The organism is Roseomonas marmotae (genome assembly GCF_017654485.1).
GTDB lineage: Bacteria > Pseudomonadota > Alphaproteobacteria > Acetobacterales > Acetobacteraceae > Pseudoroseomonas > Pseudoroseomonas marmotae.
The window spans coordinates 314,987-331,257 of record NZ_CP061091.1; the positions used below are offsets into that span (position 1 = coordinate 314,987).

14 protein-coding genes and 1 tRNA gene are annotated in these 16,271 nt (G+C 71.9%); 9 read left to right on the forward strand and 6 right to left on the reverse strand.

The genetic code is table 11. The features are described from left to right. Positions 1–21 precede the first annotated feature (21 nt). From IAI58_RS01510 to IAI58_RS01530, 5 genes are all read left to right on the forward strand, one after another. Positions 22–495: a zinc-ribbon domain-containing protein gene (locus IAI58_RS01510; protein WP_207448041.1), complete on the forward strand. Its 474-nt coding sequence runs from the start codon at positions 22–24 to the stop codon at positions 493–495. A gap of 159 nt (positions 496–654) precedes the next feature. After that, positions 655–1,749 carry a TRAP transporter substrate-binding protein gene (locus IAI58_RS01515; RefSeq protein ID WP_207448043.1) on the forward strand — a complete coding sequence of 365 codons (1,095 nt, stop codon included), beginning with the start codon at positions 655–657 and terminating at the stop codon, positions 1,747–1,749. Between the two features lie 116 nt (positions 1,750–1,865). After that, positions 1,866–2,684 (forward strand): undecaprenyl-diphosphate phosphatase, encoded by an 819-nt coding sequence (locus tag IAI58_RS01520; RefSeq protein ID WP_207448045.1) that lies wholly within the window; start codon positions 1,866–1,868, stop codon positions 2,682–2,684. A 171-nt stretch (positions 2,685–2,855) separates the two neighbouring features. Then, positions 2,856–4,469, forward strand: a complete 1,614-nt coding sequence (locus IAI58_RS01525; protein WP_207448047.1) for an ABC transporter substrate-binding protein — start codon at positions 2,856–2,858, stop codon at positions 4,467–4,469. Between the two features lie 69 nt (positions 4,470–4,538). Further along, the gene (locus IAI58_RS01530; protein WP_207448049.1) at positions 4,539–6,605 is read left to right on the forward strand and encodes a methyl-accepting chemotaxis protein; all 2,067 of its coding nucleotides are present in this window, start codon (positions 4,539–4,541) and stop codon (positions 6,603–6,605) included. A gap of 15 nt (positions 6,606–6,620) precedes the next feature. Here the strand turns inward: IAI58_RS01530 and IAI58_RS01535 are convergent, their stop codons facing one another. Together IAI58_RS01535 and IAI58_RS01540 are read right to left on the reverse strand one after the other, a co-directional pair. Then, on the reverse strand, positions 6,621–7,115 hold the full coding sequence (locus IAI58_RS01535) for a hypothetical protein (protein WP_207448051.1): 495 nt from the start codon (positions 7,113–7,115) through the stop codon (positions 6,621–6,623). Between the two features lie 91 nt (positions 7,116–7,206). Next, entirely contained in the window at positions 7,207–7,869 is a 663-nt protein-coding gene (locus IAI58_RS01540; protein ID WP_207448053.1) for a polymer-forming cytoskeletal protein, read from the reverse strand. A 341-nt stretch (positions 7,870–8,210) separates the two neighbouring features. Here IAI58_RS01540 and IAI58_RS01545 point away from each other — a divergent pair, with 341 nt between their 5' ends. Then, positions 8,211–9,191, forward strand: coding sequence for an adenosine kinase (locus tag IAI58_RS01545; protein WP_208776003.1), 981 nt, complete (start codon positions 8,211–8,213; stop codon positions 9,189–9,191). A gap of 4 nt (positions 9,192–9,195) precedes the next feature. Then, positions 9,196–10,119 (forward strand): AEC family transporter, encoded by a 924-nt coding sequence (locus tag IAI58_RS01550; protein WP_207448057.1) that lies wholly within the window; start codon positions 9,196–9,198, stop codon positions 10,117–10,119. Positions 10,120–10,129: 10 nt separating this feature from the next. Here IAI58_RS01550 and IAI58_RS01555 read toward each other — a convergent pair whose 3' ends face one another. Both IAI58_RS01555 and IAI58_RS01560 read right to left on the reverse strand, forming a co-directional pair. After that, a complete protein-coding gene (locus IAI58_RS01555) occupies positions 10,130–11,065 on the reverse strand; it encodes an alpha/beta hydrolase (RefSeq protein WP_207448059.1) in 936 nt (311 codons plus the stop codon). A 19-nt stretch (positions 11,066–11,084) separates the two neighbouring features. Beyond that, positions 11,085–12,071, reverse strand: a complete 987-nt coding sequence (locus tag IAI58_RS01560) for a Bug family tripartite tricarboxylate transporter substrate binding protein (protein ID WP_207448061.1) — start codon at positions 12,069–12,071, stop codon at positions 11,085–11,087. A 125-nt stretch (positions 12,072–12,196) separates the two neighbouring features. Between IAI58_RS01560 and IAI58_RS01565 the strand changes: the two genes are divergently transcribed. Beyond that, a complete protein-coding gene (locus tag IAI58_RS01565; RefSeq protein WP_207448062.1) occupies positions 12,197–13,114 on the forward strand; it encodes a LysR family transcriptional regulator in 918 nt (305 codons plus the stop codon). 101 nt (positions 13,115–13,215) lie between these two features. Further along, positions 13,216–14,205, forward strand: coding sequence for a Bug family tripartite tricarboxylate transporter substrate binding protein (locus IAI58_RS01570; RefSeq protein ID WP_207448063.1), 990 nt, complete (start codon positions 13,216–13,218; stop codon positions 14,203–14,205). A 73-nt stretch (positions 14,206–14,278) separates the two neighbouring features. Here IAI58_RS01570 and IAI58_RS01575 read toward each other — a convergent pair. Further along, positions 14,279–14,361: transfer RNA gene (locus IAI58_RS01575), tRNA-Leu, on the reverse strand. A 206-nt stretch (positions 14,362–14,567) separates the two neighbouring features. Further along, complete coding sequence (locus IAI58_RS01580) at positions 14,568–16,256, reverse strand: stimulus-sensing domain-containing protein (RefSeq protein WP_207448064.1); 1,689 nt, start codon at positions 16,254–16,256, stop codon at positions 14,568–14,570. Positions 16,257–16,271: the final 15 nt, after the last annotated feature.

Genomic DNA, 16,271 nt, shown 5'->3' on the forward strand with positions numbered 1-16,271 from the left:
GGCTTGGCCATAGCAATCATTATGCGGATCGAATGCCCCGCCTGCGCCGCCGTCTACGAAGTGCCGGACCAGCTGCTGGCCCCGAAGGGCCTGGTGGCGCCGCGCCCGGTGCGCTGCCTGCGCTGCGGCAATGAATGGCAACCGGCCGCGGCGCCGGAGGGCTCCGCCCCGCCCGCCGCCCCGCCACCATCCGCCGCCCCGCTGCCGGCGCGTTCCGTGCCCCCCCCGCCGCGCCAGCCCCCCATCCCGCGGGAGGCCAGCCTGGCGCGCGAGGCTCTCCTGCCACGCGGGGCAGCATCGCCGCCCGCGCCCCTGCAGGCCGGCCACGCGCCGGCACGGGCGACTCAGGGCCGCGGCATCGTGGCGCCGCTGCTGGCCTGGCTGCTCTCCCTCGCCCTGCTCGCCGCCGCCGCCCTGCTGCTGTGGCGGTACCGGGACGCCGTGGTGGCGGCCTGGCCACCGGCCGCTCGGCTCTATGGCATGCTAAGCCTGTAGCGACGGCGCGAAGGACATAATATTCCACGTCACCGCCGACACGCGCATGATCCTCGCCTTTATGATGCGGCAGATGCAGGATCATTCGCGCGATACCTTCCGCGCCCGATCCGGATGTCCTAAGACCGAAGGCACATACGCCTGCTTCGGGAGAACGCCATGAACCGCCGCGCCTTGCTCGGCGCCGCCGCCACCGCTGCGCCGGCCGCCCTGACCCTCGCCACGCCGGCCCTGGCGCAATCGGCGCCGGAGGTGCGCTGGCGCCTGACCAGCGCCTTCCCGCGCAACCTGGACATTCTCTGGGGCGCGCCGGAATTCATCGCCCGCCGCGTGGCCGCGCTGACCGACAACAAGTTCCAGATCCGCAATTTCCCGGCGGGCGAGATCGTCGGCACCGCCCAGGCGCTGGACGCGGTGCAGGCCGGCACGATCGAGGCCGCGCACACCGCGCCCTATTACTACACCGGCAAGGACGCCACCTTCGCCTTCCACACGGCGGTGCCCTTCGGCCTGAACACCCGCATGTCGAATGCCTGGTACCGCCATGGCGGCGGGCGCGAGCTCGCGCAGGAACTCTTCCGCGGCTACAACATCGTCAGCTTCCCGGCCGGCGACACGGGTGCGCAGATGGGCGGCTGGTTCCGCAAGGAAATCAAGTCCATCGCTGACATCCAGGGCCTGAAGTTCCGCATCGCCGGCATCGCGGGCGAGGTCTTCGCCAAGATGGGCGCGGTGCCGACCCAGGTGGCCCCGGCCGATATCTATCCGGCGCTGGAGCGTGGCTCGATCGACGCCGTCGAATTCGTCGGCCCCTATGACGACGAGAAGCTCGGCCTCAATCGCGTCGCCCCCTACTACTACTTCCCCGGCTTCTGGGAAGCCGGCGCGAGGCTGCATTTCATGGCCAACCAGGCCGCCTTCGACGCCCTGCCCGCCGCCTACAAGATGGCGCTGGAGACCGCCTGCGCCGATGCTGATGCCGACATGACCGCGCGCTACGACGCCGGCAACCCGATGGCCCTGCGCCGGCTGATCGCCGGCGGCGCCCAGCTGCGCGCCTGGCCGCGCGAGGTGATGGCCGCCGCCTGGAAGGCGACCCACGTGCTCTACGAGGAGACCAGCGACAGGAACCCCATGTTCAAGAAGACCTGGGAGTCCTACCGCAAGTTCCGCGACGACGAATACGCCTGGTTCCGCGTCGCCGAGAACTCCTACGACAACTTCGCCTTCACGGCCGCCCAGACCGTCAAGTGACGCCACCGGAGGCCGGCGCCGCTATCGCCGGTTTCAGATGACATCCAGGCCAGCCGGCGCTAACCGGCTGGCCTGTTTTCGTTCCAGCCCCTTCCCGTTCCCGACAGGATTTCCGCATGGATGCCTTGCTGTTGCTCTCCGCTCTCCTGATGGGTGTGGTGGAGGGGCTGACCGAGTTCCTGCCCATTTCCTCGACCGGACACCTGATCCTGCTGGCCGAGCTGCTGGACTTCGAGGGCCCGCCCGGCAAGACCTTCGAGATCACCATCCAGCTCGGCGCCGTCCTCGCCGTCATCTGGGTCTTCCGGGACACGCTGCTCCGCATGGCCATGGGCATGTGGCGGCGCGGATCGGCCGAATACTACACGGCGGTCAACCTGCTGCTGGCCTTCCTGCCGGCCATGATGTTCGGCGCCACGCTGCATGGCTACATCACCAACCTGCTCTTCACGCCGCTGGTGGTGGCCATCGCCCTGATCCTGGGCGGCATCGTCATCATCGCCATCGAGCGCATGCGCCCCGCGCCCTCCATCCATTCCATCCCCGAGATCGGGCCGCTGGCGGCCCTGCTGATCGGCCTGGGCCAGGCGCTGGCGATGATCCCCGGCACCAGCCGCTCCGGCGCCACCATCATCTCCGCCCTGCTGGTGGGGGTGGACCGCAAGGTGGCGGCCGAGTTCAGCTTCCTGCTGGCCATCCCCACCATGGTCGCGGCCACCGCCTTCAGCCTGTTCAAGGCGCGGAACGAGCTGGACTTCTCCGCCGCCGGCGTCATCGCTCTGGGCTTCGTGGCGGCCTTCGTCGTCGCCCTGGTGGTGGTGCGCTGGCTGCTGGCCGTCATCAGCCGCATCGGCTTCACACCCTTCGGCTGGTACCGCATCGCGCTCGGCGCGGTCATCCTGGTCTGGCTGGCCCTGCGGCCGGCGGGCGCGTGACGCGGCCGGAGGGGCCCGGCCCCTCCGGACCACCAGCGGGAGGTGGCCAAGGGGCCTAGCCCCTGCGCGCAGGCCGATTGACAGTCAATTTTCCGCCAGTTTCTATCGCCATAACGCGCGGCAGGACCGGGCGTGCCGCCTTCCCGCCCCGGACTGCCCAGGAGCCTCGCGATGTCAGGTCCTCATCCCACCCGCCGCTGGCTGGCGCGCGCCGTGCTGGGTGGCGCCGCGTTGCAGGCCACCGGCTGGCTGGAGGCCGTGCTGGGCCAGGGCGCGCGGGCGGAAGGTCCGGGCACGCTGCGCATCGGGCTGGCGGCGCTCAACACCACGCTGGATCCGCATTTCCAGAGCAGCGCCCCCAACAATGCCGTGGCCAGCCATATCTTCGACGCGCTGGTCACCAATGACGCGAGATCGGCCTCCCGGCCCGGGCTCGCGGAATCCTGGCGGCTACTGGACGACACGCGCTGGGAATTCCATCTGCGCCGCACCGCCTTCACGGACGGGCGGGAATTCTCGGCGGAGGATGCCATCGTCTCGCTGCAGCGGGCCAATGACCTGCCCAGCACCGCCCCCCTCCGCATCTATACCCGCGGCATCAGGAACATGGTGGCCACAGGGCCGCGCAGGCTGCTGATCGAGACCAGGGAACCCGACCCGCTGCTGCTGAACGCGCTCAGCCGCATCCGCATCATCAGCGCCGGCCACCGGGACGCGCCGACCACCGAGTTCAACAACGGCAATGCCGCCATCGGCACCGGCGCGCTGGTGCTGGAGGAATACGAGCCGGGCAGCCACCTGCGCCTGTCGCGCAACGACGGCTGGTGGGGCGGCAGGCTGCCCTGGGAGGCGGTGGAGCTGCGCCTGATCGCCGATGCCGACGCGCGGCTGGCGGCGCTGCTCTCGGGCGAACTGGACATCATCGAGGCCGTGCCGCCCGGCGGCGCGGCGCGGGTGAAGGCCGGGAGCGGCTTCCACCTGGTCCGCGGCATCTCCAGCCGCTTCGTCTATCTCGCCATGGACCAGAAGCGGGATGTCTCCCCCTTCATCACGGACCACGACGGCCAGCCGCTGGCGCGGAACCCGCTGAAGGACCGGCGCGTGCGGCAGGCGCTCTCCATGGCCATCGACCGGAAGGCCCTGGTGGAGCAGGTGATGGAAGGCGATGCCGTCATCGCCAGCCAGTTCCTGCCCCCCGGCGGCGCCGGCATCGCGGAGGGGTTGTCTCCCGTGCCCTTCGATCCCGCCAGGGCGCAGGCGCTGCTGGCCGAGGCCGGCTACCCCGAAGGCTTCCGCCTTACCCTGCACGGCCCCGGCGACCGCTACGTGAACGCCACCGGGCTCATGCAGGCGGTGGCGCGGATGCTGACGCGCGTCGGCATCCAGGCACAGGCCGAGACGATGCCCTGGGCCACCTATTCCCAGCGCAATGCCGGCGCCGGGTTCAGCATGTCGCTGGCCGCCTGGAGCGTGAACACGGGCGAGACCTCCAGCCCGCTGAGGGCGCTGCTCGCCACCCATGACCGCAAGGCCGGCATGGGTGCCAGCAATGCCGGCCGCTACTCGAACCCCGAGCTGGACGCGCTGCTGCGGCAGGCGCTGCGGAACATGGAGGATGGCGCGCGCAACACGCTGCTGGCCCGGGCCTGCGAGATCGCCTTCACCGACCACGCGCTGCTGCCGCTGCATCATGAGGTCTCGGCCTGGGCGGCACGGCGGGGCGCCGCCTATGAGGCGCGGGCGGACCAGCACACCCTGGCCATGGGCGCCAGCCGCACCGGCTGAGGCGCGCGCCTAACCCAATCTTAAGCCCTGTGCCCGACCCTTCCGGCCATTGAGACCGGAGGCATCGGCATGCGTATCCGCACTTTCTTCCTGGCCTGTTTCTGCGGCGTGGCGGTGCCGGGGGCCATCGCCTCCGCCTGGCTCTCCGGCACCTCCTGGAGCGCCTGGCAACGGGCGGAGGGAGCCATCCTGGCCACCCGCGCCACCGCCGCCGCCCAGCGGGCGCAGACGGCGATCGGCGTGGAGGTCGGCTCCTATGCCTCCCTGCTGCGGCTGGAGGCGCCGGACCTCATGCCCCTGCGGAGCCAGTCCCCCGAGACCGACCGTCTGCTGGCCGAGGCCGAGCGCCGCCTCTCCGCCATCGGCCTTCCCGCCGCGCGGGTGCGGGAGGTGAAGGATCGCGTCGCCACCCTGCGGGCGCAGGTGATGGACGCGCTGGCCCAGCCCCTGGCGCGGCGCGACGCCGGCCTGCCGAACATCACGCAGACGCTCCGCAACCAGGGGGCCGACAGCCTGGCCCGGCTGGGCGAGGACGCGGCGCGGCAGGTGGCGGACCTGGCCCCCGCCGCCAGCCAGGCGGTGGAGATCGCCACCGCCGTGATGGACCTGCGCGACCATGCCGGGCGCCGCAACACCGTCGTCTCCGCCTGGCTGGGCGGCATGCCCGTGACGCAGGAGCAGTTGGAACTGGCGCATCAGCAGACCGGACGGATCGAGCAGGCCTGGTCCACCGCCAGCCGGCTGGCGGCCGCCATGCCGGACCGCCCGGCGCTGCAGGCGGCGCTGCGCCACCAGCGCGAGACCTATCTGGCCCAGGCCGAGAAACGCTGGCGCGAGATGATGGCGCTGGCGCGGGGCGGGCTGAACGGTGGCAATGTCACCTGGCCCGTGGCGGTGGTGCCCTTCCGCGCCTGGTCCACCCCCGCCCAGGCGGAGATCCTGCTGCTGCGCGATGCCGCGCTGGACCAGGCGCAGGAGATGGTGGAGGTCGCCGGAAGCGAGGCAAAGGTCATGCTGGCCGAGGCGCTGCTCCTGGTGCTGCTGATCTGCGGGCCGGCGGCGGCCTCGGCGATCCTGCTGCTGCGCCGCGTGGTGCAGCCGCTGCGGGCGCTGACCGGCAGCGTGACGCGCATCGCCGGCGGCGAGCTGGAACTCGCCGTGCCCGGCCGGGACCGGCGGGACGAGCTGGGCGAGATGGCGCAGGCGGTGGAGACGCTGCGCGCCGGCTCGCTGGAGCGGCGGGAGATGGCGGCGGCGCAGCAGGAGAGCCAGCGCCTGCAGATCGAGCGCGCCCGGCGCGTCGATACCCTGCTGCGGGAATTCGAGGCGGAGACGGCCAGCGCGCTGCGCGCCGTGGCCTCGGCGGCGTCGGAGATGGACGCCACCGCCGGCGGCATGGCGGAGATCGCCACATCCGGCAATGCCCGCGCCGCCTCGGTGGCCGGGGCCTCGCAGCAGGCCAGCGGCAATGTGCAGACCGTGGCGGCGGCGGCCGAGGAGCTTTCGGCCAGCATCGCCGAGGTGGCGCGGCAGGTGCGCGACAGCGCCGCCCGGGCGCAGCAGGCCTCCGAGGCCGCGCAGAACACCGACCGCACCGTGCGCGGGCTGTCGGAGGCGGCAGGGCGGATCGGCGATGTGGTGCAGCTGATCACCGGTATCGCCAGCCAGACCAACCTGCTGGCCCTGAACGCCACCATCGAGGCCGCGCGAGCTGGCGAGAGCGGCAAGGGCTTCGCGGTCGTGGCGGGCGAGGTGAAGTCGCTCGCCAGCCAGACCGCCCGCGCCACCGAGGAGATCGGCCAGCAGATCGCCGCCATGCAGGCGGAGACGGAGCGGACGGTGCAGGCCATGGGCGACATCGCCCGCATGATCCGCGAGCTGAACGACGCCACGGGGCTGGTGGCCGAGGCCGCCGGGCAGCAGGCGGAGGCGACGCGGGAGATCGGTCATGCCGTGGCCCAGGCGGCGGCGGGGACGGAGGAAGCCTCCCGCCATGCCACCGGCGTCAGCGAGGATGCCGAGCGCACCGGCCGCGCCGCCGGCGATGTGCGCGGCGCGGCCGGGGAGCTGGCGCGCCAGGCGGAGGGGCTACGCGGCAAGATGGATGGCTTCCTGGCCGCGTTGCGGGCGGCCTGAGGCCCGGCCGCACGCTCAGCTTTGCCGCAGCCCCGCCAGTTCCTGCAGGCAGGCGGCCTCGGTGCGCCGCTCCGCCCCCGCCGCCCGGGCCGTCGCGTAGGTGACGCGCAGGCCGGACCCGGCGGGGGCCGTGCCCGCCCGGCCGGAGTCGCGGTAGAACATCACGTCCAGGTGGCAGAAGGGGCTCTGGTAGAGCCAGATCTCGGCATCCCCTTCCTGCCGCCGCAGCCGCGGGGCGCCCAGCAGGCGCAGCAGCGCGGCGGGGGGCTGGCCCAATAGCTGGGCCGCCTGGGTGGGAACCCCGCTCAGTGCGGGCATGGCGACCATGCTGGCCTCCATATCGCCTTCCCGCGCCACGAGAGGCGCGTTCAGCGGCCGCATGCCGGCGAGGTTGGCGCGGTAACTGGCCAGCACCTCATCCAGCACGGCCTGACGCTCCAGGGCAGGGTCCTGGGCGCAGGCCGCCAGCAGGCAGGCCAGCAGCAGGGGCAGCAGCGGGGTGCAGGGCATGTCGGTCGGGATAACCCGCGCCGCAGACATGGAAAAGGGCGGGACGCCGGTGCGGCCCGCCCTTTTTCTTCAGCACGGAGCTTGAAGAAGCTCAGTTCATCTGGTCGGCGTCGCTGGAAGCCAGCGGCATGGGCTGGCGCGGCGCCGGGCCATTGTCGCCCAGCATCTCCATGCGGCCGGAGACCTGGCCGCCTTCCTCCACCTGCAGCCGGCGGCAGCGGGCGACGCCCAGAACCTTGCCGGTGCCGCGGATGATCAGGCTGCCGCGCACCGTCAGCGTACCGTCGAAGATGCCGGCGATCTCGGCGTCATCCACCTCGACCTCGCCCTTGAAGACACCGGAATGGCTGATCACCAGCTCGGCCGCGTGCAGCATCTGGCTCTCGATCGTGCCTTCGACCACCAGCCGCTCGGCATCCGTCACGGTGCCCTGCAGGCTGATGCCCTTGCCGACCACCATGGAGCGGCGGTCGGGCGCCGGAGCCGGGCGGGGGCTGCCCCCGGCCGGGGTATAGGGGCTCGCGCCGCCCATCGAGGGGGGGCGGGGCGGCACGCCAATACCGGCGGGCTGTCCGGGCTTCGACGGCAGGTTCATGGCGGAGGCCTCCTTGCTGGGCGCGGGGCGGAAGGGCGGAACGGCGAGATCAGGGTCGCGGGCCACCGGGACGGTGGTCGGCTCCCCCCCTTCCGGAAGGCCGGACGGAGCTCCCTGTGTGGGCGTGGGTTCCTCGCGGCGGCGGCGAAAGACGGACATGGGCGCTCCCCCTCTGCTCGGCTGCATGCCGGCTCCCGTGCCGGCGGCACGGGCGAAATCAGCCTGGCCGCGCGGGCTGCGGGCGCGCGCGGTTTCACCCTGGGGCTATCACGCGGCATGGCGGGCGGACAACCGGGTCAGCCCCCCTGCTCCGTGAATTTTTTCAGGGACTTCCTTACGGGCGCGGATAGCGGCGGGTGCCAAGCAACCCCAGGTGAAAGCCTGAGCTTGACACTTACCCGAAACGATCCCGCAGGCCCACCGGAAGCGGCGCTGCCCCCTGGCCGGGCCGCCGGGCGGCTGCTATCGGCGGAAGCTCATCCGCGGCAAGGTTCCCCCACATGGCAGCACCCACCCTCGATATCCTCGGCATCGGCAACGCCATCGTGGACGTGCTGGCGCGGGCGGATGACGGCTTCCTGGCCCGGCATGGCATGACGCGCGGCGCCATGGCGCTGATCGACGCCGCGCAGGCCGGGGCGATCTATGACGCCATGGGGCCGGGGATCGAGAGCAGCGGCGGCTCGGCCGGCAATACCTGCGCCGTGGCGGCCGGGCTGGGCGCCAGGGTCGGCTTCCTGGGCAAGGTGGCGGACGACCTGCTGGGCCAGGCCTTCGCGCATGACATCCGCGCGGCCGGGGTGGAGTTCCCCGGCGCCCCGCTGTCGGGTGGCGCCCCCACCGCGCGCTGCCTGATCCTGGTCTCGCCTGACGGGCAGCGGACCATGAACACCTATCTCGGCGCCTGCGTCACCTTCGGCGAAGCCGATGTGGAGGAGACGATGGTGGCCCGCGCCGCCGTCACCTACCTGGAAGGCTATCTCTTCGACCCGCCGGCGGCCCAGGCGGCCTTCCGCCGCGCGGCGCGGCTGGCCCATGCGGCGGGCCGGCAGGTGGCGCTCAGCCTCTCCGACGCCTTCTGCGTCGGCCGCCACCGCGAGGCCTTCCGCGCCTTCGTGGCGGAGGAGACGGACATCCTCTTCGCCAACGAGACCGAGATCCTCAGCCTCTACGAGACCGACAGCTTCGAGCAGGCCATGGAGCGCGCCCGCGCCGATGTCGGCATCGCCGCGCTGACGCGCAGCGAGCGGGGCAGCGTCATCCTGGCCGGCGGGGAGACCGTGACGGTGAAGGCCGAGCCCGCGAAGGTGGTGGACACCACCGGCGCCGGCGACGCCTATGCCGCCGGCTTCCTGGCCGCGCTGACGCGCGGGCTGCCGCTGGCCGAATGCGGCCGCTGGGGCTCCGTCGCGGCAGCCGAGGTGATCGGCCATTTCGGTGCCCGGCCCCAGGCGGACCTGAAGGCGCTGATCGGCGCCTGACGCCATGGCCCTGCCGCTCGCCGCGGGGGTGGATGCCTTCGCCGCCACCTTCGGCATGATCGGCCTGGGCGTGCTGCTGCGGCGGACCCTGCTGCCGGATGCCGCCGTCTGGGCCGGGCTGGAGAGGCTGGTCTTCTTCGTGCTGCTGCCGGCGCTGCTGATCGTCGCCATCGGCACACTGGACCTAGCCAACCTGCCGCTGGGCGGGATGGCGGCGGTGATCTGGGGCACGCTGGCGCTGGGCACGGCGGGCAGCGTGCTGATGGCCCGCGCGCTGGGGCATGGGCATGCCGCCATGACCTCGGTGCTGCAAGGCGGTATCCGCTACAACAACCTCCTCGCCTTCGCCATCACGGGCGCGGTGCTGGGGCCGCCGGGTATCGCCATGGGCGGCATCGCCACCGGGCTGATCGTGCCCTTCGTGCAGGTGGTCGTCACGGTCGCCCTGACGCTGGGCCGCGCCACCAAGCCCAGCCCGCTGCGCCTGCTGCGGCAGATCGCGCTGAACCCGCTGCTGCTGGCCTGCGCCATCGGCTTCCTGCTGGCGCTCGCGGGCGGGGTGCCGCCGGGGGCCTCGGGGCTGCTGCGCGGGCTCTCCCAGGCCAGCCTCGCCACCGGGCTGCTCTGCGTCGGCGCGGCGCTGACGCCCGGCGCGCTGACCGACCGGATGCCCACCCAGGCCCTGACCGCCGGCTTCAAGCTGCTGCTGATGCCGGCCATCGCCCTGGGGCTGGCAATGCTGACGGGGCTGGAGACGCTGGCGGCGGCCACCGCCATCCTCTTCATGGCGCAGCCCACCGCCTCCACCGCCTATGTGCAAGCCCGCGCCATGGGGGGCGACGCGCCGCTGATGGCGGCCATGATCACCAGCCAGCACCTGCTGGCGCTGGCCACCCTGCCGCTCTGGGCGCTGCTGCTGACCGGCTGAGGCGGCGCGCTCAGGCCAGGCGGGCGTCCAGCCAGCGCAGGATGCGCACCAGGATTTCCTGGTTGTTGTCGTCCATCATCGGCATGTGGCTATTGCCGTGGATGCCCTCGGCCGGCAGGTCCAGCCAGTCTGCCCGGCCGCCCTGCCCCGTCAGGGCCTCGGCGAAATCCATGCAGCGCCGGGACACGCCGCGCCAATGCGCCGAATGCTCCCGGTAGTCGCCCATCACCATCAGGGTCGGGATGCCGCGCAGCGCGGCGGGGTCGGCGAAGCCGGTCGGCTCCACCGCCACCATGGCACGCACCAGCCCCGGCGCCGCCGCGGCGGCGCGGAAGGCGGGCTCACCACCCTGGCTGTGGCAGAGCAGGATGCAGGGGCCGACACGCCGCAGCACCGCGCCCAGCGAGGCTGCCGCGACATCCCCCAGCGTAGTCCAGCGCGGCACGAAGCCGCGCGCGAAAGCCTCCAGCGCCGCCACGGGAAAGCGCTGGCCGGGAAAGGCCTGCCGTCGGCCATCGGCATCCGTCTCGCCGAAGCGGAAGCGGGTCCAGCTTTCCTCGATGGTGCGCAGGATCGGCTCGCCCGGCCAGATTCCGGGCACCGGGCACCAGCCCGCCCGGCCGCGCTCGGCATTGTCCACCACATGCACTTCGAGCCCTGCGGCCAGCAGCCCATGCAGCCAGCCCGGACGCCCGTCCGGCGTGGTCTCCCACATGGTGCCGGACATGCCGCCGCCATGCATCAGCACGACAGGCGGCAGGCCGCGGCGCGCGGCCGGGGTGAAATACTGCACATAGGCATGCTCGATCGCGAGCATGCCGTTGGGATCGTGCCGGTAGCTCGTGGTGCTGGTGAACTGCAGTTCCCGCACCGGCTCGCCGCTGATCTCCACCACCCGGCCGCCAGCGGTGTAGGAGCCGAAACCGGCGAGTCGGAATTCCGGCATGGCCGCCGTCGCCTGACGGTCAGTTGGCAACAATGTTGCGCTCTTTGATGATGGCGCCCCACTTCACCACATCGCCGGCGATGAACTCACCGAGCCTGTCGCGGCCACCGCCGATGACATCGACCCCCAGTTCCTTCATGCGCGCGGCCACGGCGGGGTCGTGCAGCGCGGCGTCGAAGGCGGCATTCAGCTTCTGCAGCACCGGCTCCGGCGTGCCGGCGGGGGCCAGGATGCCGAACCAGGGGGTCACCACCAGGTCGGGAATGCCGGCCTCGGCCGAGGTCGGGATCTCCGGCGCCGCGGCCGAGCGCGCGGTCTGCGCCACCAGCAGCGGGCGGATCTGGCCGGTTTTGATATTCGGCAGCGCGGCAGGCAGGTTATCGAAATAGAGCTGCACGCGATTGGCCAGCAGATCCGCCGTCACCTGCCCGGCGCCGCGATAGGGCACATGCGTGACCTCGATCCCCGCCAGCTGGTTCAGCAGTTCGCTGGCCAGATGCGGGGAGGAGCCGACGCCGGAGGAGGCATAGTTGACCGACTCCTTCTTCGCCAGCGCGACGAATTCCGCGAAGGTCCGCACCGGCAGCGCTGCCGGCACCACCATCACGCTCGGCACCGTGCCGATCATGATGACGGGCGCGAAGTCGCGCTGGATGTCATAGGCGGGACTGGCGTAGAGACTGCCGGCGGTCGAGCAGGAAAAGGCGCAGACCAGCAGCGTATGGCCATCGGCCTGGGCGCGGGCGACCATCTGGCCACCGATATTGCCGCCGGCACCGGCGCGGTTGTCCAGCACGAAAGGCTGCTCCATCTGCCGGCCGACATGGTCGGTCAGCAGCCGCGCCAGGATGTCCGGCGTGCCGCCGGCCGCATAGGGCACCACCAGCGTCACCGGCCGGCTGGGGAAGTTCTGCGCCTGGGCCGGCTGCACGAGCCCGGCCAGACCGGCCGTTGCCAGCAGCCCGGCCAACAGGCCGCCGAAGCGTGAGATGCGCGATCTGGACATGGTCATTTTCCCTCTGCGCGCCCTACCCGGCGCCGCCGCGGCCGGCTTGCCCGGCGGACCAGAGCTAGCGAAGGGGAAAGCGATTGAAAAATAGGATTTCTCACCGCCGGTGATAGGCTGCGCTTATGTCTCTTCCCCCCATCTCCCTCCGGCAGCTCCGTGCCTTCGCGGCGGTCGCCCGCCTCGGCAGCTTCCGCCGCGCGGCCGAGGAGCTGAACCTGTCCCAGCCCGCGCTCAGCCAGGCGGTGCGGCTGTTGGAGACCGAGACCGGCGCCATGCTGCTGGAGCGGAACACCCGCGGCGTGACCCTCACCGAAGCCGGGCGGCAGATGCTCTCCACCTGCGAAAGCGTGCTGCAATCGCTGGAATTCACCGTCGCCTCCCTGCGGCGGAACGGAGCGGAGGAGGCCGCGCGGCTGCGTATCGCCGCCCTCCCCTCCATCGCGCGGCAGATCGTGGTGCCGGCCTACCGCCACTTCCGCGCCGGCAGCGCCACGGCCGCGCTCTTCATCCGGGACGCGGTGGGGGAGGAGGTGATCCGCATGGTCCGCGCCGGTGAGGTCGATTTCGGTCTGGCAACCCTGCCGCGCCAGGGCACCGAGCTGATCGTCCATCCGCTGCTGCGCTCGCCGATGCGGGTGGTGGTGGCGCCTGGCCATCCTTTCGCCGCCACCGGCGCGACCTGGCGGGAGCTGGCGGAGGAGCGCTTCATCTTCGTCGGCCGCAGCTCCGCCACCTATGAGATCACCGCCTCCGCCTTCCGCGCTGCCGGACGCTTCCCGCGCTATTTCATCGAGACCCAGACGGCCGAGACCGCCGCCTGCATGGCGGCCGAGGGTATCGGCGTGACGGTGCTGCATGCCCGCAATCTCGATGAGATGGCGCATTACGGCTTTGCCCAGGCAGCGGTGCGGGAGCCTGACTGCGCGCTGGAGATCGCCCTGGTGCGTCCCGTGGGGCGCATGCTGGCGCCGGCCTCCCTCGCCTTCTGGGATTTCCTGGCGCGACGGAGCACGCCCGAAGCCAGCCCCGCGTTTCCCTGAACCCTGTCGCGCTCCCGCATGCTGGCGCGATCCGCCGCCACGCCTCATGATATGCGCGGGCATGCCATGGGGTGCGTGCCATCCGCAAAGGATGATGGAGTATGCTGGGACGGCGCGATTTCGCCCGTGGTCTCGTCTCTGGGGCGCTGCTCGGCGCCGCGCTGCCGGCTGGCGGCGCGATGGCGCAGGCCGCCCCCTGGCCGGACCGTGCGCCGCGCTGGGTGGTGGGCTATCCCCCCGGCGGGCCCAGCGACACCTTCGCCCGCCTGATCGCCAGCTTCATCAGCCCGCATCTGGGCTTCAACATGATCGTCGAGAACCGCCCCGGCGGCGGCGCCGTGCTGGCCAGCGAGACCGTCGCCCGCAGCGCGCCGGACGGCTACACGCTGCTGCATGCCGACAATGGCAACCTTGTCTACAACCCCGCGCTCTATGGCCGCCTGCCCTATGACCCCGACAGGGACCTGACGGGCGTCGGCTTCATCGGCCGCTTTCCGCTCTTCCTGGTGGTGCGGCCGGAAAGCCCGGTGCAGACCCTGGCGGATTATATCGCCGCCTCAAGGCAGCGGGTGCCCACCTATGGCTCGCCCGCCGTCGCCTCCCCCCACCACCTGGCGATGGAGATGCTGAAGCGCCGCGCCGGCTTCGAGGCGACGCATGTGCCCTATCGCGGCGGCCCGGCGGCCATGCAGGACCTGCTGAACGGCACGGTGGACAGCGTGCTGATCGACTGCGCCACCGGCATCCCCTTCCTGCGCGACGGCAAGGCGCGCGGGCTGGTCGTGCTGTCCGAGACGCGCTCGGCACAGGCGCCGCAGGTGCCCACCACGGCGGAGGCGGGGGTGGCTGATGCGGTGGCCTTCGGCTGGCAGGCCATGTCCGCCCCCGCCGGCACGCCCCAGGCCGCCATCGACCGGCTGAATGCCGAGATGAACGCCGCCATGGCCTCGGCCGAGATGCAGGCCCGCGTCGCCGGCCTGGGCGTGGAGACCACGCCCTGGACGCCCGCGCAGCTCAATGCCTTCGTGGCCGCCGAGAATGCCCAGTGGCGCCCGCTGATCCGCGAGCTGGGCATCCGGCTGGACAGCTGATCCCGCGCGGGCTGGCGGAGCAGCGGATCGTGAGTTCGTTCGGGCCGGTCATCGGGGCGAAGAGGTGAAGGTCTGCGGACGGCGGGACTCGAACCCGCACTCCCCGGGGGGAACCAGATTTTAAGTCTGCTGCGTCTACCGTTCCGCCACGTCCGCATCTGGTGGAGCGGTTCTGCCACAGCATGGGCCCGGGCCAAAGGGGCTCCGCCCCATTCGATGCCCCGCCGGAGGCGGAAACTCCGCCCCGGATTCGCTTCGAGCCTTATCCGAAGCTGGGAAGCGCGGCGCAATGCGCCAGACAAATGGGTCCGCGGCGCCGCCGTCACCCTGGTGGCCCTTCAGGGCGCAGCGCCCCTGGCGCTTCACCCCACCGGCAGCCGCACCACGAAGCGCGCGCCGATGACCTTGCCGCTCTCGTTCCGGCGGTTCTCCGCGCTGATCCGCCCGCCCAGGCCCTCGACAATCTGCCGGCTGATGGAAAGGCCGAGGCCGGAATGCTGCCCGAAGCTCTCGCTGGTCGGGCGCTCCGTGTAGAAACGGTCGAAGATGCCTTCCAGCTTGGCTTCCGGGATGCCGGGGCCTTCGTCCTCGATGGTGAATTCCATCATCGCGCCGGTCTGCCGCGCCCGCACCCAGACCGTGCCCTTGGGCGGGGAGAAGGAGACGGCATTGCCCAGCAGGTTGCGGAAGACCTGCACGATGCGCCCCTCCACGCCGCGCACCACCAGGGGCACGGGCGCCGCGTCCAGCACCATAACGGGGTCCTCTTCCTCGTCGCGCGTGGTGTTGTGCAGATCCACGAGGGCCGAGAGGATCGGCGCCACATCCACCGGTTCCGAGACGGTGCGGGAGAGTTCGGCATCGACGCGGGAGGAATCGGCGATATCGCCGATCAGGCGGTCCATCCGCACCGCGTCCTCGGCGATGATGGAGAGCAGGCGCTTCTGCTGGTCCGGCTTCTCCACGCGCAGCAGGGTCTCCAGCGCGGAGCGCACGCTGGTCAGCGGATTGCGCAGCTCATGCGCCACATCGGCGGCGAAGCGCTCGTTCTGGTCGATGCGCGCCCAGAGCGCGGTGGCGGAGGATTGCAGGTCCCGCGCCAGGATGCCGATCTCGTCCGTCCGCGCCAGCAATGCGGTGGGGACGGAGCCGGCGCGGCCCTTGCCCTGGCGCATGGCGGCGGCGGCGCCGGCCAGCGCCAGGATGGGCGATGCGATGGTGCGGGAGAGATAGAGCGAGGCCGCCACCGTCAGCAGCAGCGCCAGGATGAAAAGGCCAAGAACGGACGTGCGGATTTCCAGCAGGCGCTGGTCCACTTCCCGCGCCTCGCGCGTCAGCAGCACGATGCCGATGCTCTGGCTGCCGCGCCGCGCGGGCTCGGCGACGGAGACCAGCAGCCGGCCTTCCCGCGTGCGGCGGATATAGGGGCGGACGCCGCCTTCCAGGGCTAGACGCAGCTCCTCCCGCCGGTCGGGGCCGAGTTCGGGCTGCCAGTCGAAGCTCGGCGCATCCGGCGCGACATCGACATGGATGTCGTCGCTCCGCCGCGCGCCGAAGAGCGAGCGCGGCAGGATTGTCACGAGCCGGTCGTAGAAGCGGCCGATACCGCCTGCGAAGAGGCCCTGCGGCTTCGGCGGGGTCAGCGGCTCGGTGATGATGGCGCCGCCCTGCCCCTCCCGCACGCGGCTGTCGGCCACCAGCAGGCCGGAGGTGTCGAAGAGCTTGGCCTGGGTATTGGCGGAGGGCTCCACCAGCCGGCGCAGCAGCGGGCGCGCGCTATCGGGCACCAGCACGGCACGGTCGTCCTGCAGCCGCACCGCCGCCTCGGCGATGCCGGCGGCATAGATGCGGGCCTGGGTCCGCAGGCCTTCCACCTCGGCCGAGAGGAGGCCGGTCTGATACTGGTCGAGATAGAGGACCGAGGCCGCCAGCAGCGCCGGCGCGACCATGTTGACCAGCAGGATGCGGCGCAGCAGCGGCGACACGCGCCGCCGCTCCCGCTGCGGGCGGATCTGCGGCAGGACGGCGGCTGCGCCGCTGGCGTCGGGCATGTCTCGATCCTCGGG

What these genes read in the sequence shown, in the direction of transcription:
- IAI58_RS01565 (WP_207448062.1), top strand. Translation starts at nt 12,197, where the DNA reads ATGTCTCTTCCCCCCATCTCCCTCCGGCAGCTCCGTGCCTTCGCGGCG.
- IAI58_RS01515 (WP_207448043.1), top strand. Translation starts at nt 655, where the DNA reads ATGAACCGCCGCGCCTTGCTCGGCGCCGCCGCCACCGCTGCGCCGGCC.
- IAI58_RS01555 (WP_207448059.1), bottom strand. Translation starts at nt 11,065, where the DNA reads ATGCCGGAATTCCGACTCGCCGGTTTCGGCTCCTACACCGCTGGCGGC.
- IAI58_RS01535 (WP_207448051.1), bottom strand. Translation starts at nt 7,115, where the DNA reads ATGCCCTGCACCCCGCTGCTGCCCCTGCTGCTGGCCTGCCTGCTGGCG.
- IAI58_RS01540 (WP_207448053.1), bottom strand. Translation starts at nt 7,869, where the DNA reads ATGTCCGTCTTTCGCCGCCGCCGCGAGGAACCCACGCCCACACAGGGA.
- IAI58_RS01550 (WP_207448057.1), top strand. Translation starts at nt 9,196, where the DNA reads ATGGCCCTGCCGCTCGCCGCGGGGGTGGATGCCTTCGCCGCCACCTTC.
- IAI58_RS01520 (WP_207448045.1), top strand. Translation starts at nt 1,866, where the DNA reads ATGGATGCCTTGCTGTTGCTCTCCGCTCTCCTGATGGGTGTGGTGGAG.
- IAI58_RS01545 (WP_208776003.1), top strand. Translation starts at nt 8,211, where the DNA reads ATGGCAGCACCCACCCTCGATATCCTCGGCATCGGCAACGCCATCGTG.
- IAI58_RS01570 (WP_207448063.1), top strand. Translation starts at nt 13,216, where the DNA reads ATGCTGGGACGGCGCGATTTCGCCCGTGGTCTCGTCTCTGGGGCGCTG.
- IAI58_RS01530 (WP_207448049.1), top strand. Translation starts at nt 4,539, where the DNA reads ATGCGTATCCGCACTTTCTTCCTGGCCTGTTTCTGCGGCGTGGCGGTG.
- IAI58_RS01560 (WP_207448061.1), bottom strand. Translation starts at nt 12,071, where the DNA reads ATGTCCAGATCGCGCATCTCACGCTTCGGCGGCCTGTTGGCCGGGCTG.
- IAI58_RS01510 (WP_207448041.1), top strand. Translation starts at nt 22, where the DNA reads ATGCGGATCGAATGCCCCGCCTGCGCCGCCGTCTACGAAGTGCCGGAC.
- IAI58_RS01580 (WP_207448064.1), bottom strand. Translation starts at nt 16,256, where the DNA reads ATGCCCGACGCCAGCGGCGCAGCCGCCGTCCTGCCGCAGATCCGCCCG.
- IAI58_RS01525 (WP_207448047.1), top strand. Translation starts at nt 2,856, where the DNA reads ATGTCAGGTCCTCATCCCACCCGCCGCTGGCTGGCGCGCGCCGTGCTG.